This window comes from Halosegnis marinus (genome assembly GCF_029338355.1).
Lineage (GTDB): Archaea > Halobacteriota > Halobacteria > Halobacteriales > Haloarculaceae > Halosegnis > Halosegnis marinus.
The window spans coordinates 1,550,843-1,570,706 of sequence record NZ_CP119802.1; the positions used below are offsets into that span (position 1 = coordinate 1,550,843).

General features: G+C 70.4%; 25 protein-coding genes. 14 read left to right on the forward strand and 11 right to left on the reverse strand.

The window, feature by feature from the left end:
- Positions 1 to 20: 20 nt before the first annotated feature.
- Positions 21 to 665 (reverse strand): imidazole glycerol phosphate synthase subunit HisH, encoded by a 645-nt coding sequence (gene hisH / locus P2T37_RS08685; protein WP_276233513.1) that lies wholly within the window; start codon positions 663 to 665, stop codon positions 21 to 23.
- A gap of 126 nt (positions 666 to 791) precedes the next feature.
- Here hisH and P2T37_RS08690 point away from each other — a divergent pair, with 126 nt between their 5' ends.
- From P2T37_RS08690 to P2T37_RS08700, 3 genes are read left to right on the forward strand one after another with little or no spacing between them, the layout of a single operon-like run.
- Complete coding sequence (locus P2T37_RS08690) at positions 792 to 1,793, forward strand: PhnD/SsuA/transferrin family substrate-binding protein (RefSeq protein WP_276233514.1); 1,002 nt, start codon at positions 792 to 794, stop codon at positions 1,791 to 1,793.
- A 46-nt stretch (positions 1,794 to 1,839) separates the two neighbouring features.
- Positions 1,840 to 2,634: a phosphonate ABC transporter ATP-binding protein gene (locus tag P2T37_RS08695; protein ID WP_276233515.1), complete on the forward strand. Its 795-nt coding sequence runs from the start codon at positions 1,840 to 1,842 to the stop codon at positions 2,632 to 2,634.
- Positions 2,631 to 3,632, forward strand: a complete 1,002-nt coding sequence (locus P2T37_RS08700) for an ABC transporter permease subunit (protein ID WP_276233516.1) — start codon at positions 2,631 to 2,633, stop codon at positions 3,630 to 3,632. The genes P2T37_RS08695 and P2T37_RS08700 overlap by 4 nt, the downstream gene beginning before the upstream one ends.
- Here the strand turns inward: P2T37_RS08700 and P2T37_RS08705 are convergent.
- The 3 genes from P2T37_RS08705 to P2T37_RS08715 form a co-directional block, all read right to left on the reverse strand.
- A complete protein-coding gene (locus P2T37_RS08705; RefSeq protein ID WP_382211252.1) occupies positions 3,629 to 4,222 on the reverse strand; it encodes a uracil-DNA glycosylase in 594 nt (197 codons plus the stop codon). The genes P2T37_RS08700 and P2T37_RS08705 overlap by 4 nt on opposite strands.
- An 85-nt stretch (positions 4,223 to 4,307) precedes the next feature.
- On the reverse strand, positions 4,308 to 4,895 hold the full coding sequence (locus P2T37_RS08710) for an endonuclease dU (RefSeq protein ID WP_276233517.1): 588 nt from the start codon (positions 4,893 to 4,895) through the stop codon (positions 4,308 to 4,310).
- 3 nt (positions 4,896 to 4,898) lie between these two features.
- A complete protein-coding gene (locus P2T37_RS08715; protein ID WP_276233518.1) occupies positions 4,899 to 5,096 on the reverse strand; it encodes a DUF5786 family protein in 198 nt (65 codons plus the stop codon).
- A gap of 83 nt (positions 5,097 to 5,179) precedes the next feature.
- Between P2T37_RS08715 and P2T37_RS08720 the strand changes: the two genes are divergently transcribed.
- A complete protein-coding gene (locus P2T37_RS08720) occupies positions 5,180 to 5,791 on the forward strand; it encodes an MBL fold metallo-hydrolase (protein ID WP_276233519.1) in 612 nt (203 codons plus the stop codon).
- Positions 5,792 to 5,852: 61 nt separating this feature from the next.
- On the opposite strand, the gene P2T37_RS08725 is transcribed toward P2T37_RS08720, so the two are convergent.
- Entirely contained in the window at positions 5,853 to 6,002 is a 150-nt protein-coding gene (locus P2T37_RS08725) for a 50S ribosomal protein L40e (RefSeq protein WP_276233520.1), read from the reverse strand.
- 91 nt (positions 6,003 to 6,093) lie between these two features.
- On the opposite strand from P2T37_RS08725, the gene P2T37_RS08730 reads away from it, so the two are divergent.
- The 3 genes from P2T37_RS08730 (at position 6,094) to P2T37_RS08740 (ending at position 8,112) form a co-directional block, all read left to right on the forward strand.
- Positions 6,094 to 7,113: a hypothetical protein gene (locus P2T37_RS08730; protein ID WP_276233521.1), complete on the forward strand. Its 1,020-nt coding sequence runs from the start codon at positions 6,094 to 6,096 to the stop codon at positions 7,111 to 7,113.
- A gap of 55 nt (positions 7,114 to 7,168) precedes the next feature.
- Positions 7,169 to 7,603: a luciferase domain-containing protein gene (locus tag P2T37_RS08735; protein WP_276233522.1), complete on the forward strand. Its 435-nt coding sequence runs from the start codon at positions 7,169 to 7,171 to the stop codon at positions 7,601 to 7,603.
- Between the two features lie 77 nt (positions 7,604 to 7,680).
- Complete coding sequence (locus P2T37_RS08740) at positions 7,681 to 8,112, forward strand: luciferase domain-containing protein (protein ID WP_276233523.1); 432 nt, start codon at positions 7,681 to 7,683, stop codon at positions 8,110 to 8,112.
- On the opposite strand, the gene P2T37_RS08745 is transcribed toward P2T37_RS08740, so the two are convergent.
- On the reverse strand, positions 8,113 to 8,610 hold the full coding sequence (locus tag P2T37_RS08745; protein ID WP_276233524.1) for a DUF367 family protein: 498 nt from the start codon (positions 8,608 to 8,610) through the stop codon (positions 8,113 to 8,115). It abuts the gene before it with no gap.
- Between the two features lie 70 nt (positions 8,611 to 8,680).
- On the opposite strand from P2T37_RS08745, the gene P2T37_RS08750 reads away from it, so the two are divergent.
- Positions 8,681 to 9,007 carry a nuclear transport factor 2 family protein gene (locus P2T37_RS08750; protein ID WP_276233525.1) on the forward strand — a complete coding sequence of 109 codons (327 nt, stop codon included), beginning with the start codon at positions 8,681 to 8,683 and terminating at the stop codon, positions 9,005 to 9,007.
- Here the strand turns inward: P2T37_RS08750 and serS are convergent, their stop codons facing one another.
- Positions 9,008 to 10,384 (reverse strand): serine--tRNA ligase, encoded by a 1,377-nt coding sequence (gene serS, locus P2T37_RS08755; protein WP_276233526.1) that lies wholly within the window; start codon positions 10,382 to 10,384, stop codon positions 9,008 to 9,010.
- Between the two features lie 108 nt (positions 10,385 to 10,492).
- Here serS and P2T37_RS08760 point away from each other — a divergent pair, with 108 nt between their 5' ends.
- Together P2T37_RS08760 and P2T37_RS08765 are read left to right on the forward strand one after the other, a co-directional pair.
- On the forward strand, positions 10,493 to 11,401 hold the full coding sequence (locus P2T37_RS08760) for an MBL fold metallo-hydrolase (protein WP_276233527.1): 909 nt from the start codon (positions 10,493 to 10,495) through the stop codon (positions 11,399 to 11,401).
- A gap of 126 nt (positions 11,402 to 11,527) precedes the next feature.
- Positions 11,528 to 13,438, forward strand: coding sequence for a cation:proton antiporter domain-containing protein (locus tag P2T37_RS08765; protein WP_382211261.1), 1,911 nt, complete (start codon positions 11,528 to 11,530; stop codon positions 13,436 to 13,438).
- Here the strand turns inward: P2T37_RS08765 and P2T37_RS08770 are convergent, their stop codons facing one another.
- Complete coding sequence (locus P2T37_RS08770) at positions 13,439 to 13,867, reverse strand: PaaI family thioesterase (RefSeq protein ID WP_276233530.1); 429 nt, start codon at positions 13,865 to 13,867, stop codon at positions 13,439 to 13,441. It lies immediately after the preceding gene.
- Positions 13,868 to 13,946: 79 nt separating this feature from the next.
- On the opposite strand from P2T37_RS08770, the gene P2T37_RS08775 reads away from it, so the two are divergent.
- Positions 13,947 to 14,312: a hypothetical protein gene (locus P2T37_RS08775; RefSeq protein WP_276233531.1), complete on the forward strand. Its 366-nt coding sequence runs from the start codon at positions 13,947 to 13,949 to the stop codon at positions 14,310 to 14,312.
- Between the two features lie 27 nt (positions 14,313 to 14,339).
- Here the strand turns inward: P2T37_RS08775 and P2T37_RS08780 are convergent, their stop codons facing one another.
- On the reverse strand, positions 14,340 to 15,479 hold the full coding sequence (locus P2T37_RS08780) for a thiolase family protein (protein ID WP_276233532.1): 1,140 nt from the start codon (positions 15,477 to 15,479) through the stop codon (positions 14,340 to 14,342).
- Positions 15,480 to 15,630: 151 nt separating this feature from the next.
- Between P2T37_RS08780 and P2T37_RS08785 the strand changes: the two genes are divergently transcribed.
- Positions 15,631 to 16,947 carry an ATP-binding protein gene (locus P2T37_RS08785; RefSeq protein WP_276233533.1) on the forward strand — a complete coding sequence of 439 codons (1,317 nt, stop codon included), beginning with the start codon at positions 15,631 to 15,633 and terminating at the stop codon, positions 16,945 to 16,947.
- A 1-nt stretch (position 16,948) separates the two neighbouring features.
- Positions 16,949 to 17,767 carry an MBL fold metallo-hydrolase gene (locus tag P2T37_RS08790; protein ID WP_276233534.1) on the forward strand — a complete coding sequence of 273 codons (819 nt, stop codon included), beginning with the start codon at positions 16,949 to 16,951 and terminating at the stop codon, positions 17,765 to 17,767.
- Here P2T37_RS08790 and P2T37_RS08795 read toward each other — a convergent pair.
- The gene (locus tag P2T37_RS08795) at positions 17,755 to 18,699 is read right to left on the reverse strand and encodes a DUF5787 family protein (protein ID WP_276233535.1); all 945 of its coding nucleotides are present in this window, start codon (positions 18,697 to 18,699) and stop codon (positions 17,755 to 17,757) included. The two genes, P2T37_RS08790 and P2T37_RS08795, sit on opposite strands and share 13 nt — an antisense overlap.
- Positions 18,700 to 18,849: 150 nt before the next feature.
- Here P2T37_RS08795 and P2T37_RS08800 point away from each other — a divergent pair, with 150 nt between their 5' ends.
- The gene (locus P2T37_RS08800; protein WP_276233536.1) at positions 18,850 to 19,323 is read left to right on the forward strand and encodes a DUF7384 family protein; all 474 of its coding nucleotides are present in this window, start codon (positions 18,850 to 18,852) and stop codon (positions 19,321 to 19,323) included.
- Here the strand turns inward: P2T37_RS08800 and P2T37_RS08805 are convergent.
- Entirely contained in the window at positions 19,320 to 19,775 is a 456-nt protein-coding gene (locus P2T37_RS08805) for a GNAT family N-acetyltransferase (RefSeq protein ID WP_276233537.1), read from the reverse strand. The two genes, P2T37_RS08800 and P2T37_RS08805, sit on opposite strands and share 4 nt — an antisense overlap.
- Positions 19,776 to 19,864: the final 89 nt, after the last annotated feature.

The window sequence follows — 19,864 nt, forward strand, 5'->3', positions numbered from 1 at the left end:
CACGAGGAGGTAAGGCCGCGCTACCGCGACGCGCAGTAGTCGACGAAGTTCCGCAGGATGCGCAGTCCCGTCTCGCCGGACTTCTCGGGGTGGAACTGCGTTCCGAAGACGTTGCCGGCCTCGTTGGCGACGACGGCCGGGAAGTCGACGCCGTAGTCGGTCGTGGCGACCACCGCGCCGTCGTCGTCGGGGTCCGCGTAGTAGGAGTGGACGAAGTAGGCGTGTTCGCCGTCGACGCCCTCGACGACGGGGTGGTCGCGCTCGACGGCGAGTTCGTTCCAGCCCATGTGGGGGACCTTCCGCCCCTCGGCGAAGCGGACGTTCCGGCCGGGAATCAGGTCGAGCCCCTCGGCGTCGCCCTGTCCCGCGCGGTCGGACTCCTCGCTGGAGGTGAGAAGCATCTGCATCCCGAGACAGATGCCGAACAGCGGGCGGCCCGACGCGGCGTACTCGACGAGCGCGTCGCGTATCGGCTCGGCGTTCTCCATCCCCTCGGCGAACGCGCCGACGCCCGGCAGGACGACGCCGTCGGCCGCGTGGAACGCGTCGGGGTCGTCGGTGACCTCGACGCTCGCGCCGGCCCGTTCGAGCCCCCGCGTCGCGGAGCGGAGGTTCCCCAGTCCGTAGTCGACGAGGACGACCTCGGCGGCTGTCTGGACGCTCATACCGTCGCTTGGCGGGGGCGGGTCAAGTCGGTTCCGCCGCCGGCCGTGTCTCCGGTTCGCTGGGGTGTTCTATATATACAGAACCGGAATTTTTATTGCTGTCATACAGAAGGTTCACCCGTCCGCATGACGAAGCGACGCAATTTCCTCAAGACCGCGGGGGCCGTCGGGGCGGCCGGCCTCATCGCGGGTTGCAGCGGGAACACGAACAACGGTAGCGACGGCGACGGTGAGGGCGACGGCGAGGGCGACGCCACCGAGACGGCGACGAGCACGCCCGTCCCCTTCGGCGACGGTCGGGCGACGTTCTACATGTCCCCCTCGGAGCCGCAGCAGCTCATGGAGGCGCAGTACGCGCCGGTCCAGGAGATGCTGGAATCCGACCTGGACGTCAACTCCGCGACGCTCCAGTACGCCGCGGGCTACAGCGCGGTGCTCCAGAGCCTCGGCGGCGGCACGGGCGACATCGCCGAGACGGGGCCGTTCGCGGCCGCGCTCGGCGTCGCGAACGACCGGTGTGACATCATCCTCCAGCGGTTCGGCTACGGCTCGTGGACCTACGCCTCGGTCATCGTGACCCAGGAGGGCTCCGACATCGAGTCGCTCTCGGACCTCGAGGGCGAGCGCGTCGCCTTCGCCGACCGGCTGTCGGCGTCGGGCGCGCTGTACCCGCTGTACATGCTCAAGCAGGCCGGCCTGAGCATCGGCGACCTCCCGACCGACACGGGCGACGCCGACTTCACGCCGCAGTTCTCCAGCCACGCCGAGGCGTTCGCCGCGCTCGAACGCGGCCAGGTCGCTGCGGCCGGCGTCGGGCAGTTCATCACCCTGAACGACAACCGCGAGCTCATCGACGGGTTCCGCTACGTCGAGACCACCGAGGACATCCCGCGCGCGCCCATCGTCGTCAGCCCGGAGCTGTCCGACGAGGAGCAGACCGCGGTCAAGGAGGCGTTCCTCGACGCCGGCGACGAGCTGTACCTCGGCGAGGACGGCGAGGCCGACACCGAGGACGACCTCTGGTTCTCCGACGTCCGCGAGGCGGACAACGAGACCTACCAGCCCGTCGTCGACGTCGCCAACGACCTCGGCGTCTCCGCCGAACTGCTCGACTCGGGCGGTTCCTAACCGAGAATAGCCGCGTTTTTATTGTTTAATCCAAACAGATAGATACATGCCAAGCGTCTCGCTCCAGAACGTCACCAAAATATACGGCCAGGACACGGTGGCCCTCGACGACGTCTCCTTCGAGATAGACGCCGGGGAGTTCGTCGTCGTGCTCGGCCCGTCGGGCGCCGGGAAGTCCACCCTCCTCCGTATCCTCAACGGGCTCACCCCCCCGACCGAGGGCACCGTCGAGATCGGGGGGAACCCCGTCTCGAACGCCGGCAGCGAGGTGGGGATGGTGTTCCAGATGCACTACCTCATCGAGTCGATGTCGGCGTACCGCAACGCGCTCACGGGCTCGCTCGGCCGCACGAACGACCTCCGGAGCGTGCTGACGCTCAACGACGGCGACGACAAGCGCGAGGCGCTGCGCGCGCTCGACACCGTCGGCCTGCTCCAGGAGGCCGAACAGCGCGCCGGCTCGATGTCCGGCGGGCAGAAACAGCGCGTCGGCATCGCCCGCGCGCTGGTCCAGAACCCGGCGCTGCTGCTCGCCGACGAGCCGGTGTCGAGTCTCGACCCCAAGGCGGCCCGCGACGTGATGAGCTACATGAAGCAGGCCGCCCGTGAGCGCGAACTCACGACGCTGGCGAGCCTCCACCAGGTGAACATCGCCCGCGAGTTCGGCGACCGGTTCATCGGCATCCGCGACGGCTCCGTCGTGTTCGACGGGTCGCGCGACGACCTCTCGATGGAGGTCGTCGACGAGCTCTACTACGGCGAGAGCGGCGCCGGGAACTTCTCGGACGACGACGGGGAGACGGAAACCATCGGCGCCGAGACCGGGGGTGCGGGGTCGTGAGTACCGACTCCGTCGACGACATCCTCACACGGATCGAGCGCCGCATCGCCATCCGACGGCTCCTCGGCATCGCCTCGGTCGCCGTCGCGGCCGCGGCGGTGTACTTCGGCACGGGCTTCCTCGGCGCGCGACCGGTGCCCGATATCGTCCGGTTCGCGCAGTTCGACTTCTTCATCGCGGAGTTCCTCAAGTACACCCGACCGACGTTCATCGACTTCACCTTCTACACGCAGCGCAACGAGGTCGGCGGGCTGTACGCCATCGTGGCGAGCCTGCTCAACCCCTCGACGTTCGCCGAGACCGTCACGTCGCTTCGCTCCAGCCTCATCGTCTCCGCGGTCGTGATGACGCTGACCATCGGTATCGTCGGCACCATCCTCGGCTTCCCGCTCGCGCTGTTCTTCGGCGTGCTCGGCTCCGAGCGCGTCACGCCGTTCCCCTTCAACTTCCTGTTCCGCGGCGTCATGTCCACCATCCGCGCCATCCCGGCGCTCGTGTGGGTGTTCATCTTCGCGGCGCTCGTGCCGCTGTCGCCGTTGACGGCGATGCTCGCGGTCGCGACCGACACCATCGGCAACCTCGGCCGCCTGTTCACCGACGAGCTGGAGGAGATCGAGGAGGGGCCCATCGAGGCCATCCGCTCGACGGGCGCCTCCCGGCTGCAGGTCATCAACTTCGGGATGCTCTCGCAGGTGTCCTCCTCGTTCGTCGCGTGGACGCTGTACATCCTCGAGATCAACACCCGCATCGCCGTCTCGCTCGGCGTCGTCGGCGCGGGCGGGCTGGGCCAGTACATCCAGCAGAACCTGAACCTGTTCAACTCCTACCGCGCCGGCGCGGGCCTGGTGACGCTGCTGGTGCTCGTCCTCTCCATCGAGCTGATCTCCTCGCGGCTGCGCGCGCGGCTTCGTCCCTCCGAACACGAGTCGAAGGGGTTCATCGACTCGCTGCGCGGCCTGTTCGACGGCGACAAGTGGATCGGTCGCTCGTCGGACTAGAACTCCCCTAACCGGGACTGCCCCTCCCCGCTTTCGCCCGCACCCGACAGCTCCGCGGCCCGCGCCACGGTGTCCACGAACGTCTCCGCCTGACTCCGGTCGTACAGCGTCGCGGCCGGGTGGACGCTGACGAGCAGCCGGTACGAGCGGTCGCCGATCCGCGCGTCGTACACGTCGCCCGCCTCCGAGGTCACCGCGACGGAGCGCCCGAGCAGGTGTTCGGAGGGCACCTTCCCGAGCGTGACGACGAGTTCGGGGTCGAGCCGGTCGAGTTCGGTTTCGAGGTAGCCGCGGCAGTTCGACAGCTCCTCCGTCGTCGGGTCGCGGTTCTCCGGCGGTCGACACCGCACGCAGTTCGTGATGCGAACGTCCGCGCGCGACAAGCCGGCGTCGCGCAGCGCGTCGTCCAGCACGGTGCCCGAGCGTCCGACGAACGGCTCGCCCTCCTCGTCCTCGTTCGCGCCCGGCGCCTCGCCGACGAAGACGAGGGCCGTGTCGTCGGGGCCGACGCCGTTGACGATGCGCGACCGCGACTCGCAGAGTTCCGGACACCGCTCGCAGGCGGTCACGTTCAGCCCGTCCATGCTCATACCCGTGGGTCGCGCGGCGCGCCTATGAATCGGTCGCGTCCGACCCGCGGCGGCGCGCGTCCGCCTCGGCGGCCCGGGCCGCGTGTCACTCCGTTCCCGCGTCCCCGTTCGGCCGACTCCCGTACGCGTCGCCGGCCCGGGCCGCCAGCCGCGCGACACGTAGCGGCTCGGGACGGCCGCCCTCCGGGGTGAACGCGCGGACGACCTCGGCGGCGCGGTCGTCGTCGAGGCCCGCCACCCGGACCCACACGCGCTCGCCGTTCACCGAGACGGGCCGGCGCGGCGGCTGGCGCTCGTACACCTCGCGGCGGGCGGTCAGCGCGTCGCCGGAGAACTCGCTGGCGAGCGCGTCGGCGAGCCCGGGGCTGGCCTCGAAGGAGACGGCGAGGACGGGTCGGTCGGTCGACTCGCGGAGGGCGGGGAGGTCGAGGAGGTTGAACCACGCGGGGGCGACGCCCGCGAGGAAGAGGTAGCGGGCGTCCGGGCGGTCGAGCCGGTCGAGGAGGTCGGCGACGGCGTCCGTGGCGTCCGTGCCGCCGACGGTACAGCGGCCGAACGCGAGGCCGTCGACGGCGCGGTCGCGGCGCACGACGGCCGCCGCGAGGGTGCTCTCGCTCCCCTCGCGCCCGTCGTACGACTCCGCGACCCCGACGGCGCGGACGCCGGGTTTCACCCCTTACTCCTCGGCCTCGGCGCGGTCGTCCTTCATCTGCTGGAACTGGTCGAGCAGTTCGTCCGAGGAGCTGTCCTCGAAGTCGAACGAGACCTCGCCCTTGTGGTCGTGTTCCTTGGCGTTGACACCCTCGCTGTCCTCCAGATCCGTGTCGTAGTCCTGGTTCTCCTGCTCGGACTCGTCGTAGCTCCCGAAGCCCATTGTACCGAAACCTAACGGGTGTGTACGGAAAAGTCCCTTGCCGCGCCCGCCACCCTCAAGCGTCCGCGGCCCGCGGCCCGACTATGGACCCCATCAACGTCACGGCCGACGCCGAGACGTTCACGTGTAACGCCTTCCTCGTCGACGGCGCGACGACGACGCTCGTCGACGCCGGCGCGATGGACGGCGTCGCGGACGTCGTCGCGGCCCACGTGGACGACCTCGACCGGGTCGTACTCACCCACCAGCACGGCGACCACGTCGCACAGCTCGACGCCGTCGTCGAGCGGTTCGACCCGGACGTGTACGCCTACGCCGACCAGGAACACCGGACCCATGAACTCGCGGACGGCGACACGGTCGCGGTCGGCGACGAGTCGTTCGACGTGGTGTACACGCCGGGCCACGCGGCCGACCACGTCTCGTTCGTCTCCGACTCGACGCTGTTCTCGGGCGACGTGGTCGTGTACAGCGACGGCGCGTTCGACGACGGGAGCTTCGGCCGCACGGACATGGCCGGCCAGTCGCGCGAGCGACTCATCGAGTCGATACGCCTCCTGCTCGACCGGATGCCCGACTCCGTCGAGGGCTTCTACGCCGGACACGGCGAGCCCTTCCACGGCGACGTGCGGGCGGTCGTCGAGCGGGCGCTGGAGCGGGCCGAGCGCCGCGAGCCGAAGTATCCCGAGGAGTAGCGCCCGCCGCTCGGAGCGACGGCTGCCGAACGGGGACGGGGACGCGAGAAAGGAAGCCGACTTACGCCGCCCGCCGCTCCTTCGCCTTCGGGCGGAGCTTGTCGTAGCCGCACTTGCGGCACCGCTCCGCGCGCTGGGCGTTGCGCGCGTTACAGCGCATGCAGATCATCTTGCTCAGCGTTCGCGCTTCCGCTTCCTCGAAACTGGCCATACTCACGGTACCGGGACGCCGCGGTTAAACCTTTCCGAGTGTCTCCGGCCCCCTCGCCGGCGTTTATGAGCCTTGGGCGCCTCTTCGGGGTATGCGACGCTACGATATGGTTCGGGAGTTCCCCGTCGAGGTGTCGGGGCTGACGCTCTCGCGCCGCGAGCGCGACGTGTCGAGCGGCTTCACGCGCGTCACGACGACGGTGGAACTGTCGGGCGCGGGCGAGACGGGCCGCGGCGAGGACGTCTGCTACGAGACCGAGGACCACGACGACTACCCGCGGCCGGACCTGACCGGCGAGTACACGTTCGGGGAGTTCGCCGACGCCGTCGGCGAGGCGGACCTGTGGCCGGCGGAGCCGAACCAGCACCACGCGCCGGCCTTCCGCCGGTGGGCCTTCGAGTCCGCGGCGCTGGACCTCGCGCTGAAGCAGGCGGACACGACGCTCGCGACGGCGCTCGACACCGACGCCGAGCCGGTGCGGTTCGTCGTCTCCACCCGGCTGGACGGCTTCGAGCGCATCGAGGCGATACTCGACGCGAACCCCGACGCGGAGTTCAAACTCGACCCCGTGCCGGAGTGGTCCGACGACCTCGTCGACCGGCTGGCCGACACCGGCCGCGTCCGGACGCTCGACCTGAAGGGGCTCTACGAGGGAACGGAGGTGGACACCGACCCGGACCCCGAGTTCTACGCGCGGCTGTTCGAGGCGTTCCCCGACGCGGTCATCGAGGACCCCGCGGTCACGGCCGAAACGATGGACCTCGTGGAGGCCGAACGCGAGCGCGTCGCGTGGGACTACCCCATCACGGGCGTCCCCTCGGTGCAGGCGCTCCCGTTCGAGCCGTCGGTGCTGAACGTCAAACCCTCGCGGTTCGGGAGCGTCGAGTCGCTGTTCGACACGCTCGACTACGCCGACCGCCTCGGCCTCGACCTGTACGGCGGCGGCCAGTTCGAACTCGGTGTCGGCCGCGAGCAGATACAGGCGCTCGCGGCGGTCGCCTACCCCGGCGGCGCGAACGACGTGGCCCCCGGCGCGTACAACGACTCGGACCTCTCGGGGTCGCTCCCGCGCAGTCCGCTGGACCCGCCCGTCGGCTTCGGTCGGCGCTGAGTTACCGGCTGTTACTGCCGGTGTTATGCCGCTCGCGCGCGTCGTCTAACGTGCTATGGCTATCGCACAGTCCGTAGAACAGGCTATCGTATCGCGCGCGAGCGAGTGGGACGGCGTCACGACGGCGACCCGGCGCGGCGGCCGCGTCGAGTTCGTCTACGACGGCGAGGACATCGGCCACATCGACGACGACGGGTCGCTCGACCTGCCGTTGTCCATCCCCGTTCGCGAGGCGCTCGTCGCCGCCGGGCGCACGCACGCCCACCCCACCTACCCGAAGACCGGGTGGACGACGTTCGACATCCGCGGCCAGGACGACGTCGAGGAGGCCGTCCGCCTGCTCCGCCTCGCCTACGTCTACTACGTGTTGGAGGCGAGCAACGACGACGGGCGGGCGGCGCTGGCCGACTCGATAGCCCTCGACGCCGAGATGGCGGCGTTCGACGCGAGCGACGACCTCCGCGAGGCGATGGCGGCCGTCGCCCGCTGACTCCGCACGGCCCCGTGTTCGCGTCCGCCGACACGACGCGCGCACAGTTATTGCCTCACACGCCCATGAGTACGGGCATGAGCCACGACACCGCCTCGCCGAGCCGCGCGTCCATCGACCGTGTGGTCGAGACCGTGGCCGCGCTCCCGGGCGTCGGGACCGCACCCCACCGCTTCGGCGGCACCGAGTTCACGCTGCGCGGCCGCGAACTCGGGCACGTCCACGCCGACGGCTACCTCGATATCAGCTACCCGCGCGCCGTCCGGGACGCCCTCGTCGCGGAGGGGTGGACCGGGCCGCACCACCTCTACCCCGACTCGGGGTGGACGACGTTCCACCTGACCGTCCCCGCGAACGTCGCGCACGCCACGGCGCTCGTCACGCTGTCGTACCTGTGGCACGCCGCGGCGCTGTCGAAGCGCCACGCCGACGTGCCCGCGCCCGACACTGAGGGCGAACTCGCCCGCCTCGACGCGCCGGCGTCGGTGCGGCGGCTGTTCGCGCGCTGACTACTCCTCCGCGAGGTCGAGGTACTCCTGTTGGACCGCGACGACCTCCGCGGAGTCGGCACACCCCGCGTACCGCTCTAGAGGCTCGGCGTTGAGTTCGAGGAAGGTGTGGCCCCACCGGAACTTCGACATGAGTTCCGCCGCGAGCGACTCGTGGCCGAGGATGTACGCGCCCGCGGCGAACGCCTCCGCGGTGTTGAGCCGGAACGGCGTCCCGTGGCTCACGGGGTTGCCCGCGACGAGGAAGGGGAGCGCACGGTGGGGGCCGTCCAGCTTGAACGCCTCCGCCTCGGCCGTCTCCCACGAGCAGTCGAGCGCGACCAGCACGTCGTCGGGGTCGGCCGGCGACAGCGCCCGCTCCGCGTGGGGGTCGAGTACGACGCCCGAGGGCACGCTCCGGGGCGACCGATGGAGCGCCGCGAGGTCGAACCGCGCGAGCTTCCGGGCCGTGCACTTGTCGGGGTCGTCGTCCCCCTCGTAGCGGACGTGCAGTTCCACACCGCCGCTCTGCCGCGCGCAGGTAAAAGGCGCTCGCCACGCTTTTCGGCGGCGCGCGCTACCTTCCCCTATGGACCGAACGGGCGCCGTCCGCGCCTACTACGACGCGCTCGACGCCGGCGACTACGGGCGCCTGCGCGACCTGTTGGGCCCCGAGTTCAGACAGGAGCGGGGCGACCGCACCTTCGAGGGCCGCGAGGCGTTCGTCTCGTTCATGCGCGACGACCGGCCGGAGACGGACACGACACACGCCGTCGACGCCGTGTACGAGTCGGACGCGGGGGTCGTCGCGGAGGGGACGCTCCGCCGGGCCGACGGCTCCGTCTGGTTTCGGTTCGCCGACGCGTTCGCGTTCGAGGGGGAGGAAATCGCGGAACTGCGGACCTACACCCGCTAGTCAGTCCTTCTTCCCGGCGCCGACGGCCGACTCGCCGACCGGCTCCGACCCCTCGATGCGGTCGGTGTTCATGTACTCGCGCAGGGGCTCGGGCACCGTCACGGTGCCGTCCTCGTTCTGGTAGTACTCCAGTATCGCGACCAGCACGCGCGGGACGGCGACGCCCGACCCGTTCAGCGTGTGGAGGTACTCCGCGGACTCGTGGCGCTCCGGGCGGAACTGGATGCCCGCGCGCCGGGCCTGGAAGTCGCGGAAGTTCGACACCGACGACACCTCCAGCCAGCGGCCGCCCTCTGCGGGGCCGTCCTCGTCGTCGTTGCCGGGGGCCCACACCTCGACGTCGTACTTCTTGGCCTGCGTGAACCCCATGTCGCCGGTACACATCTCCAGCACGCGGTAGGGAAGCCCGAGCGCGTCGAGCACCGAGGTGGCCTCCTCGACCAGCCCGTGGAACCGCTCGTCGCTCTCCTCCGGGCGGACGAAGTTGACGAGTTCCACCTTGTTGAACTGGTGGACGCGGACGATGCCCCGCGTCTCGGTGCCGTGTTCGCCCGCCTCGCGCCGGAAGTTCGGCGAGTACGCCTGATGCTTGAGCGGGAGGTCGTCGTCCAGCAGTATCTCGTCGCGGTACATGTTCGTCACCGGCACCTCCGCCGTCGGGAGCAGCCACAGGTCGTCGTCGTCGTACGGCTCGTCGTTGTCGCCGCCCAGCCGGTAGGCGTCCTCCACGAACTTCGGGAACTGGCCGGTGCCGCGCATCGACGCCGAGTTCACCGGAATCGGCGGGAACACGTCCGAATAGCCCTGCTCGCGGTGGGTTTCGAGGAAGAACTGGACGAGCGCGTGTTCGAGCATCGCGCCCTCGCCCTTCGCGAAGTAGAAGCCGCCGCCCGACACCTTCGCGCCGCGCTCGAAGTCGAGGACGTCGAGCTCCTCGCCGATGTCGTAGTGGGGGACCACCTCGTCGGGCAGCTCGCGGCGGTCGTCGAACCCCTCGCGACGGACCTCGACGTTGTCGCTCTCGTCGTCGCCGACCGGGGCGTCCTCGTCCGGGACGTTCGGGAGCGTCAGCAGGAGCCGTTCGAGTTCGGCCTCCAGTTCGTCGGCGCGGTCCTCCACCTCTTCGAGCTCGGCCTTCAACTCGCCCGAGCGTTCGATGGCGTCCTGGGCCTCCTCCTCCTTCCCCGCCTGTTTGAGCTCGCCGATGCGCGAGGAGATGCGGTTGCGCTCGCCGCGGAGGTCGTCGCCCTCCGACTTCAGCGCGCGCCACTCCTCGTCGACGTCGAGGAGCGCGTCGAGGTCCACGTCGACCCCCTTCGTGTCCAGCGCCCGACGCACCTCGTCGGGGTGCTCGCGGACGAACTGTCGCGATAGCATTGTCCGTCCTTTTCGGGTTCGGGGCAAAGGGGTGTCGGTGGCGTGCGACCCCGTGCCGGGTGGAAACCGACCACCGGCTTCATTAGCCGGGTCCACCAGGGGACGCGCATGGCTATCGGCGACCTCTACGAAGTCGATTACCCCTCCGTGTCGGACGTGTACTACCTCGACACGGGGATGTACGACGCCGAGGCGTACGGCGCGCTGTACATCGTCGACGCGCCCGAACCGGCCGTCATCGACACGGGGATGGGGACGCACGTGGACAACACCGTCGCCGCGCTCGACACCCTCGGTATCGACGCGCCGACCTACATCGTGCCGACGCACGTCCACCTCGACCACGCGGGCGGGGCGGGCTACCTCGCGGCCGAGTACCCCGACGCGACCGTCGTCTGTCCCGACCTCGGCGTCCGCCACCTCGTCGACCCCTCGCGGCTGTGGGCGGGGACGAAAGCGGCGGTCGGCAAGCAGATAGAGTTCTACCGCGAGCCGAAACCGATACCCGAGGAACGCATCCGGTCGGTGTCGGGCGGCGACGAACTCGACCTCGGCGACCGCGCGTTGGACGTGTACGACGCTCCCGGTCACGCGCCCCACCAGGCCGTGTTCCACAGCCCCGACGACGACGCGACGTTCGTGGCCGACGCGGCGGGCATCTGGGCCGAGTCGGCGAAGGCGGTGCGACCGACCTCGCCGCCGTCGAACTTCGACCTCGAACGGTGTCTCGCCGACGTGCAGACGCTCCGCGACCTCGACCCCGCCGTCCTCATGTACGCCCACTACGGGCCGACCGCGACGGGGAACAAGCTCGACCGCTACGAGCGCGTGCTGACCGACTGGGTCCGGCTGGTCGAGGCGACCCGCGAGGAGTACGAGGACGACGACGCGGTCGTCGAGGCGGTCGCCTCCGAGGTGGAGGTCGTCGAGCCGTGGTCCGAGCGGAAGGTGTACGAGGAGGCCGCGATGAACGTCCGCGGCGTCCTCCGCTACCTCGACGAGCGGGGAGACGAGTGATCGTGGACACTCGTACGGGAATCGAGCGTCTCAGTCGCGAACCGTTGGCCGATGTTGCCGAACATTCGCGTCGGAATACGGGAGCTTATCAATAGGGCCGCCGAAGCCGGCACCGATGGAGGGTCATTGATGGCCGGCGGGCCGGACTTGCTTATCCCGACGGTCGCGGCGATCATCGGCCTCGGCGTCGGCGCACAGATACTGTCGGACCGCTTCGAGGTCCCGAGTATCATCTTCCTCATCGGCGCGGGCATCGCGCTCGGGCCGGAGGGGCTGGGCGTCGTCACGCGGAACTCCTTCGGCGACGCGCTCCCGGCCATCGTCGGGCTGTCGGTCGCCATCATCGTCTTCGAGGGGGCGTTCCACCTCCGGGCGTCGAAACTGCGGGAAGCGCCCGCGGACAACGTCCGACTCGTCACCGTCGGGGCGCTCATCGCGCTGGTCGCCACCGCCGTGGTGACGAAGTTCGCCTTCGACGCGCCGTGGGACATCTCGTTTCTCATCGGGGCGCTGCTCGTCGCCACCGGGCCGACGGTCATCGCGCCCATCCTCGAAGTGGTTCCCGTCCGGGACCGCGTCGAGGCCGCGCTGGAGACGGAGGGTATCGTCAACGACGTGACGGCGGCCATCATCGCCGTCGTCGTCTTCGAGATAATCACGGCCGGCGACGCCGCGCCGAACCAGTTCCTCGTGCTGTTCGCGGAACGGCTCGGTACTGGGCTGCTCGTCGGCCTCGTCGTCGCCGTCGTCGTCTGGTATCTGCTCCGGTACGTGGACCTCTCGCCGGGCAACGCGCCACAGAACGCCCGCCTGCTCGTACTCGCGGGCGCGCTGGTCGCGTACGCCGGCGCGGACTACCTGTTCGCCGAGGCGGGCGTCGCCGCCGTCGCGACGGCCGGCATCATCCTCGGCAACCTCGACGTCCCCTACGAGGAGGAGATATCGGCGTTCAAGGGCGACGTGACGCTCGTCGTCCTCTCGTTCGTGTTCATCGCGCTCGCGGCGCTGCTGGAGTTCGAGGACCTGCTCGCGCTCGGCTGGGGCGGCGTCGTCGTCGTCCTCGCGGTCGCGCTCCTCATCCGGCCGACGGTCGTCTTCCTCTCGACGGTGGGCGACCGCTTCACCCGCGGCGAGAAGCTGTTCATGAGCTTCGTCGGGCCGCGCGGTATCATCCCCGCGTCCGTGGCGACGCTGTTCGCCGTGGAGCTTCAGAGCCGGGCGGAGGAGCTCCGGGCGGCGGGCGAGACGATGCAGGCGGCGCAGTTGCAGTCGAGCGCGACCCTGCTCGTCGGGGTCGTGTTCCTCGTTATCCTCGCGACGGTCGTGTTCGAGGGCGGCCTCGCGCGGTACATCGCTGAGTACCTCGACGTGATTCCAATGCGTGTACTCGTCATCGGGGGCGGACAGGTGGGCCGGGCGCTCGCCGAACGCCTCGAAGACCGGGGAGAGAACGTCGTCATCATCGAAGTCGACGAAACGAAGGTGGAGGCGGCCCGCAACGAGGGCCACACCGTCCACATCGGGGACGGGACGGACACGGACGTGTTACAGGCCGCGGGGGCGGGCAACGCCCGTATCGTCGCGGCCGCCACCGGCGACGACGACGCGAACCTGCTCGTCGCCCAGCTCGCGTCCTCGAAGTTCGACGTCGAGACGATCATCGCCCGCGCGAACAACCCCGACAACGTGGACGCGTTCGAGGACCTCGGCGTGCGGACCATCTCGTCGGCGCTCGCGACGGCGCAGGCGCTCGACAACGCCATCGAACGGCCCGCCCTCGCCAACTGGATGGGCGAACTCGGGCGGAGCGGCGACGTCCAGGAGATAGAGGTCACGAGCGAGGAACTCGTCGGGCGGACGGTCCGCGACGTCGGGCCGGAGCTGCCGCCGGCGACGCTCATCGCGCTCGTCTCTCGCAACGGCGAGACGACGGTACCCGAGGCGGACTACACGCTGGAGAAGGGTGACCGCATCACGCTCATCGGCCAGCGCGAGTCCGTCCGCGAAGCCATGTCCTACTGCAACCCGGACTCGTAATCAGGCGTCGTCCGCGTTCCCCCACGCGGTCTCGCCCTCGCCGCCGCCCGTCTTGTAGACGCCGCGCGCCTCGGCGACCTGTGCTCCCTCGCCGTCCGTGACGGTCACGTCCGCGACGGCGACGCTGTCGCCGAACCGCACCACCTCGGCCTCGGCCTCGATGCGGTCGCCGTTCGACGGCGCGAGGTAGTCCATGCGCATATCGACCGTCGGCGTCGGCTTCATCGCCACCGACATCACCGCCGCCCCGCCGACGCTGTCCGCGAGCGTGTAGGGGACGCCGCCGTGGGCGACGACCCGGTCGGGCGTCGAGGAGTGTTCCGCGCCGAGTTCGATGTAGCCGGCGGCCTCCCCGTCGGCCGCGGCGGTCATCTCGATCCCGACGTGCTCGGCGAAGGGCATCGCGTCGAATATCTCCCGCAGGTCCATACCCCTGCCAGGCGCTCCGTCGAGTCAAGGTTTCGATAGCGGCGAGCGGTTTCATGTCGGCCGGGGCCCAAGCGGACGCATGGTCGAAACGACGACGCTCGCGGTCGGCGGCGCGGCGCTCGCGGTCCTGCTCGTGCTCGTGGCGGTCCTGCTCCGGCTCCGCGGCGGGGACGGGAAGTACGACGACGCCGAGGCGCAGGCCGCCCACGAGCGCGCACGGGAGCGCGACGCCGCCGAGGCCGCCCCGGTGGGAACCGAGACGACCGCCGTGGTGCTCGAACTCGTGGACGGGGGCGAGACGGCCCGCGTCTCGGTGAACGGGCTGTACACGTTCGTCCACGACGTGCCGGACGACGTGGCGGAGAACGACACGGTCCGGCTGAAGGTGACGAACCACAGCCCCGACGGCAACGCCGCGCAGGCGACGTATCTGGGGCGGGCGTAGTCGAAAGAAGTCGAGGCGGCGACGCCTTCAGTTCGGCAGCGAGAACTCGATAGCCGCGCCCTGCCCGAAGCCGACACACTCCGTGGCGAGGCCCTTCTCGGCGCCGCGCTTGTGCATCTCGTGGATGAGCGTGACCGGGAGGCGCGCGCCGGAGGCGCCGAGCGGGTGGCCCAGCGCGATGGCGCCGCCGTTCACGTTGTAGATGTCCTCGTCGAAGCCGAGTTCCTGCCGGCAGTACTCGCACTGGGAGGCGAACGCCTCGTTGAGTTCGACGAGGTCGTAGTCGTCGGCCGTGGTGCCCGAGCGCTCGAACAGCTGTTCGCAGGCGGGAATCGGACCGATGCCCATGACCTCGGGCTCGACGCCGGCGACGGCGTTGTTGCCGACCTCCGCGAGGACCTCGAGGTCGTGTTCCTCCGCGAACGCGCGGGAGGTGACCATCGTGCCGGCCGCGCCGTCCGTGATCTGGGAGGCGTTACCGGGGGTGACCGTCCCGTCGGCCTTGAACACGGTCGGGAGCTCCGCCATCTTGTCGCGGTCGATGTCGTGGCGGATGCCCTCGTCCGAGTCCACCGTCCCGTCGGGGGTGTCGATGGGGACGATCTCGTCGTCGAAGCGGCCGGACTCCGTCGCCTCGCTGGCGCGGACGTGGCTCCGGTACGCGAAGTCGTCCTGCGTCTCGCGGGAGACGTCGTAGCGGTCCGCGACCTCCTCGGCGGTCATCCCCATCGAGAGGGCCGCGAGGTTGTAGTCCTCGTTCATGCGCGGGTGGATCTCGTTGTTCGCGTCCATCTTGACGCGGGACATCGACTCGACGCCGCCGGCGATGATGCAGTCGCGCTGGCCCGCGCGGATGGCGTCCGACGCGGAGATGATGGTCTGGGCGGAGGAGGCACACCAGCGGTTGACCGTCGTCGCGGGGACGGACTCGCCGAGGTCCGAGAGCAGCGCGATGACGCGCGCCATGTTGTTCCCCTGCTCCGAGCGCTGCTGGGCACAGCCCCACATCAGGTCGTCCACGTCCTCGCCGGAGATGCCCGTCTCCGCGAGCATCTCGTCGACGAGCGCGATGGAGAGGTCCTCGGGTCGGACGTCGGCGAACGCGCCGTCCTCCTTCCCGAACGGTGTCCGCACGGCCTGCACGATAACCGGGTCGCTGTCGCTCATACACCCGTCCTTTCGGTTCCTCCGTGGTAAACTTACCTCGTCGTGGCGGCAACACTCGTAAACCGATAGGGGGTTTCCGCTTACCAACGATAACTCCCGGGGGCCCCGCGGACGACGCGCTTATCACTCGCCCGGCCCTGACCTCCGTGAGATGACGAGTCCCGAGGTCGATGTCGTCGAGTTCCTCCTCACGACGCGCCTCTACAACGAACACGACGAACTGGACGAGCGCGACCTCCCCCCGGCGTACCGACGCGTCTTCTGGTCGGAGGGGGAAGTCGAGCGGCCGCTGAACGCGACGAACTCGAACGCCGCCGCCGCCACCGGTATCGACCGCCCGTGGGACGCCGTCTCCGGGCTGATGTTCACCGACCGCGACGACTTCTCCGGCACCGTCTCCTTCACCGACGAGGGGATGGCGGAGACGTGGCTCCTCGACCGCCTCGACGCCGACGCCGTCGCCGAGAACCCGACGCTCGCGTTCGTCTTCGGCGACCAGTTCGGCGTCGAGTACGAGCGCGCCCGCGAGGCGAACCGCCCCATCCACGCCGACCGGGTCTGGATCGACTCGCTGCTGGAGGAGATGTTCGACGAGGAGGAGGAGGAGATGCTCGACCTCGTGGACGTGCGCGCGCCCGAGGAGATAGAGATGAAGCTCGACGACCTCGTTCTCACCACCGACCAGGAGGAGGAGATAGAGAAGGTCGTCAAGGCCATCGAGCACCGCGACTACCTCGCGCGCATCGGTCTGCGCGAGATCGGGAAACTGCTGTTCGTCGGGCCGCCGGGCACCGGCAAGACCTCCGTGGCGCGCGCGCTCGCCCACCAGCTCGACCTCCCGTTCGTCGAGGTGAAGCTCTCGATGATAACGAGCCAGTACCTCGGCGAGACGGCCAAGAACGTGGACAAGACGTTCGAGGTGGCGAAGCGGCTCTCGCCGTGTATCCTGTTCATGGACGAGTTCGACTTCGTGGCGAAGACGCGCTCGTCGGACGAACACGCGGCCATCAAGCGCGCGGTCAACACCCTGCTCAAGAGCATCGACGAGGTGAGCCTGATCCAGGACGACGTGCTGCTCATCGGCGCGACGAACCACCCCGACCAGCTCGACTCGGCGGCGTGGCGCCGCTTCGACGAGATCGTGAACTTCCCGAAGCCGGACCGCGGCATGCGCCGCGACATCCTCAACGTCGTCACCCGCCGGATGGACATCGACGAGTTCGACCCCTCCGCCATCGCCGACATCACCGAGGGGCTGACGGGGAGCGACCTCCGGCTCGTCCTCCGCGAGGCCGTCCTGAACGCGCTCACCGAGGAGCGGACGACCCTGACGCAGGCCGACCTGGAGGAGGCCGTCGAGGGGTTCGAGGAGCGGGACAACCTCAAGAACATGGACATGATGTCCGACGAGTCGGCCCCGGTCGCGGGCGACGGCGGTCACGACCACGACCACGATCACGACCACTGAGATGGAGGTCACGCTGCTCGGGACGGGCGACACCACGGGGACGCCCACGCCGGGCTGCGACTGCGACACCTGTACGGCCGCGCGCGAGCGCGGCGTCGAGCGCACCCGATTCTCGGTCCACGTCCGCAACGAGGCCACCGGCGAGTCCTTGCTCGTGGACGCCTCGCCGGACTTCCGCCAGCAGTTCCTCCGCGAGGGCGTCGCCCTCCCCGACGAGATACTCGTCACGCACATCCACTTCGACCACCTCGACGGCGTGGGCAACGCCTACCGCCTGCTCTCGGACGTGCCGGTCCACGCCGCGAACGAGACGGACCCGGAGACGGGCGAGTCCGTCGCGGAGACGGTCGCCCGGAAGTACGACTACCTCGACGCCGTCTCGGTCGTGGGGCACGCGCCACACACGCGCTTCGAGGCGTGCGGCTTCGAGGTGCGGCTCGTCCCCGTCGTCCACCCGCCGCTCGTCTGCTACGGCGTCGTGATAGAGGCCGAGGGCGCGAAGCTCGCCATCACGGGCGACACGAACTTCGCCGTCCCGGCCGAGTCGCGCGAGGCCATGCGCGGCGCGGACCTCCTGCTCGCGGACGGTATCGTCCCCGCGTCCCTCTGTGAGTACCACCCGCTCGGCGGCGACCACCACGACGACGAGGGCGTCCCCCGGACCTTCGGGACGAAACACATGACGACCGAGGGAGCCGTCGCGCTCGCCGACGAACTCGACGCCGAGGACTACCGCGTGGTCCACGTCTCGCACTTCCCCTCGCCCGACGAGGCCTTCGGCGACCCGCTCGCCGTCGACGGGGAGCGCTACGAACTGTAGAAGTCGAGCCCCGCCTGCGTGCGCTTCGCGCCCGCCGGGTCGCGCACCCACGGCGAGCCCTCGGCGCGCCGCGCGTCGATGTCCACCTCGGGACCCGTTCCCTCGGCTCCGCAGGCGTCCGCGGGCCGGACGTACCGCTCCTGTCGCGTACAGTAGGCCAGCCCGCCGACGCCCGCGACCGACCGCTCCTCGACGTGCGGGCAGTCGGGAAAGGGCACGCGCCACCCCTTCCCGTAGGCGCGCTCGGCGACGCGACGGCGGTATCGGGCCTTCGTGTCGGCATCGACGGGGCGTATCTCCGTTCGGCCGGGGTGTTCGTCCACGACCTCGATACCCGGGCCGTCCGCGTCGAGCGGCGTCGCCTCCCGGACCGTCTCGCGCTCGCCCGTGTCGGGGTCGACCCGCCAGACGCCGACCTCAGGCGGGATGCGGTTCAGGTGCGCCCCGGTGACGTGGCTCGCCGTCGCCAGCCACACCCGGTCGAACAGCGCGAGCGAGACGTCCTTCCGGAGCTGGAGCTCGAGGTCGCCGGGCCGCCCGAGGTCGGGCTTGTTCTCGACGCCCGTGAGCGACGCGAACCAGTCGTCGGGGTAGCGGGCGGTCGCGCGCACGTACGCCTGGCCGCCGCGGCGCTCGCGTTCGAGGTAGCCGCAGTCCACGCCGGCCTCGACGGCCGCGCTCGCGTAGCCCGACGAGCCGACCGCCTCGCTCGGCCGCCGTGCCGTCCCCGCCCCGAGGTCCGATTCGAGCAGGCGGTGGGGAATCGACCGCTCCGTGATGCGCGTCCGCGCGTCGAACCCCGGCCCGGGCTCCACGACGACGGTGTCCATCACCCGCGAGCCGTGGACGCCGCCGGCGAGCTGGCGGGAGACGAGTTCGCCCTCGCTCTCCAGGCCCGCACAGACGGCCAACTCGAACCCGAACTCGCGCACGACCGCGGTTGGACCGGGCCGAGCAAAAGCCCCGCGCCTATGTCGGCTCCCGCCGAAGCCGGGGCATGGACTGGGCCGACCTGTTCGCGCGGGGCGAGGAGTACGGGGTCGAGAAGGAGGACGTGACGGACGCGCTCGCCGTGGTCCGCGATGACTGACGCGCCGGACCCGACCCGGGTGGTCGCCGACGCCGACGTGCTCGCCGCGGACCTCCTGGTCGGCGGGGCCGCCCGCGAGGCGCTCGACCGCCTCCGCGAACACTCGTGGACGACGCTGGTCGCCTCGGAGGCCCTGCTCGCGGACACGGAAGCCGTCGTCGCACGGCTCGCTGACCCCGACCTCGCGGCCGACCACCGCGCGAAACTCGACGCGTGGACGGAGCGCGTCGACCACCCCGAGGGTGACCATCCCGGACTCGCCTCCGCCTACCGCGGCGAGGCGGCCCACCTGCTCTCGTTCGACCCGTCGCTGACGAGCGTCGCGGCCGGCGCGAACCTCAAGCCGCACGTCACGGTGAGCGTCCGGGAACCGGACGCCTTCGCGCGGCTGTTCGACCCCGAGCGGCTGTGGCCGGAGGTCGGCGACGGGCCGTACCCCGGCCCCGACCGCGACCCGCGCGCCTAGAGGTCCTTCCGCATCTCGACCACCGCGATGCCGCCGGGGCTCTCGCCCTCGCCGACGCGCTCGTAGCCCGCCCGCTCGTAGAACCCGACCGCGTTCAGCGACGACTGGAGCGTCAGTTCCGAACAGCCCGCCCCGGCAGCGTACCCCTCCAGATGGGCCAGTATCGCGCTCCCGACGCCCCCGCGCTCGCGGTCGGGGCGGACGTACACCGCCCGAACCTCGCGCTCGTCGGGCACGACCTCGCCGAAGCCGAGGACCCCGGCATCGACGGCCACGACGAACCGGCTCGCCGGGTCGTCCACCGGGTAGTCGTCGCCCGACCGCTCGCCGCGCTTCGCCCACGCGGCGGTCGTCTCGGCGTCGTAGGCCCGCGCGCCGCCGGCCTCGGCCGCGGCCGTGTGGAGTTCCGCCACGGCCGCGAGTTCCTCGCTCTCGGGCGGACGTACCTGCATGCCCCCGCCTTCGGGTCGAGCGACGAGAAGCGCTGTGGTCCGACAGGTGAGACTGTCCGTTACGCTCCTGGCGGACCGGAAGGGCGAGC

Bases quoted from the DNA above. Each gene is read 5' to 3' on its own strand.
- P2T37_RS08750 (WP_276233525.1), top strand. From the start codon at position 8,681: ATGGACCGAACGGGCGCCGTCCGCGCCTACTACGACGCGCTCGACGCC.
- P2T37_RS08790 (WP_276233534.1), top strand. From the start codon at position 16,949: ATGGAGGTCACGCTGCTCGGGACGGGCGACACCACGGGGACGCCCACG.
- P2T37_RS08705 (WP_382211252.1), bottom strand. From the start codon at position 4,222: ATGAGCATGGACGGGCTGAACGTGACCGCCTGCGAGCGGTGTCCGGAA.
- P2T37_RS08770 (WP_276233530.1), bottom strand. From the start codon at position 13,867: ATGGACCTGCGGGAGATATTCGACGCGATGCCCTTCGCCGAGCACGTC.
- P2T37_RS08785 (WP_276233533.1), top strand. From the start codon at position 15,631: ATGACGAGTCCCGAGGTCGATGTCGTCGAGTTCCTCCTCACGACGCGC.
- P2T37_RS08730 (WP_276233521.1), top strand. From the start codon at position 6,094: ATGCGACGCTACGATATGGTTCGGGAGTTCCCCGTCGAGGTGTCGGGG.
- P2T37_RS08800 (WP_276233536.1), top strand. From the start codon at position 18,850: ATGACTGACGCGCCGGACCCGACCCGGGTGGTCGCCGACGCCGACGTG.
- P2T37_RS08715 (WP_276233518.1), bottom strand. From the start codon at position 5,096: ATGGGCTTCGGGAGCTACGACGAGTCCGAGCAGGAGAACCAGGACTAC.
- P2T37_RS08735 (WP_276233522.1), top strand. From the start codon at position 7,169: ATGGCTATCGCACAGTCCGTAGAACAGGCTATCGTATCGCGCGCGAGC.
- serS (WP_276233526.1), bottom strand. From the start codon at position 10,384: ATGCTATCGCGACAGTTCGTCCGCGAGCACCCCGACGAGGTGCGTCGG.
- P2T37_RS08720 (WP_276233519.1), top strand. From the start codon at position 5,180: ATGGACCCCATCAACGTCACGGCCGACGCCGAGACGTTCACGTGTAAC.
- P2T37_RS08725 (WP_276233520.1), bottom strand. From the start codon at position 6,002: ATGGCCAGTTTCGAGGAAGCGGAAGCGCGAACGCTGAGCAAGATGATC.
- P2T37_RS08775 (WP_276233531.1), top strand. From the start codon at position 13,947: ATGGTCGAAACGACGACGCTCGCGGTCGGCGGCGCGGCGCTCGCGGTC.
- P2T37_RS08780 (WP_276233532.1), bottom strand. From the start codon at position 15,479: ATGAGCGACAGCGACCCGGTTATCGTGCAGGCCGTGCGGACACCGTTC.
- P2T37_RS08760 (WP_276233527.1), top strand. From the start codon at position 10,493: ATGGCTATCGGCGACCTCTACGAAGTCGATTACCCCTCCGTGTCGGAC.
- P2T37_RS08695 (WP_276233515.1), top strand. From the start codon at position 1,840: ATGCCAAGCGTCTCGCTCCAGAACGTCACCAAAATATACGGCCAGGAC.
- P2T37_RS08740 (WP_276233523.1), top strand. From the start codon at position 7,681: ATGAGCCACGACACCGCCTCGCCGAGCCGCGCGTCCATCGACCGTGTG.
- P2T37_RS08805 (WP_276233537.1), bottom strand. From the start codon at position 19,775: ATGCAGGTACGTCCGCCCGAGAGCGAGGAACTCGCGGCCGTGGCGGAA.
- hisH (WP_276233513.1), bottom strand. From the start codon at position 665: ATGAGCGTCCAGACAGCCGCCGAGGTCGTCCTCGTCGACTACGGACTG.
- P2T37_RS08690 (WP_276233514.1), top strand. From the start codon at position 792: ATGACGAAGCGACGCAATTTCCTCAAGACCGCGGGGGCCGTCGGGGCG.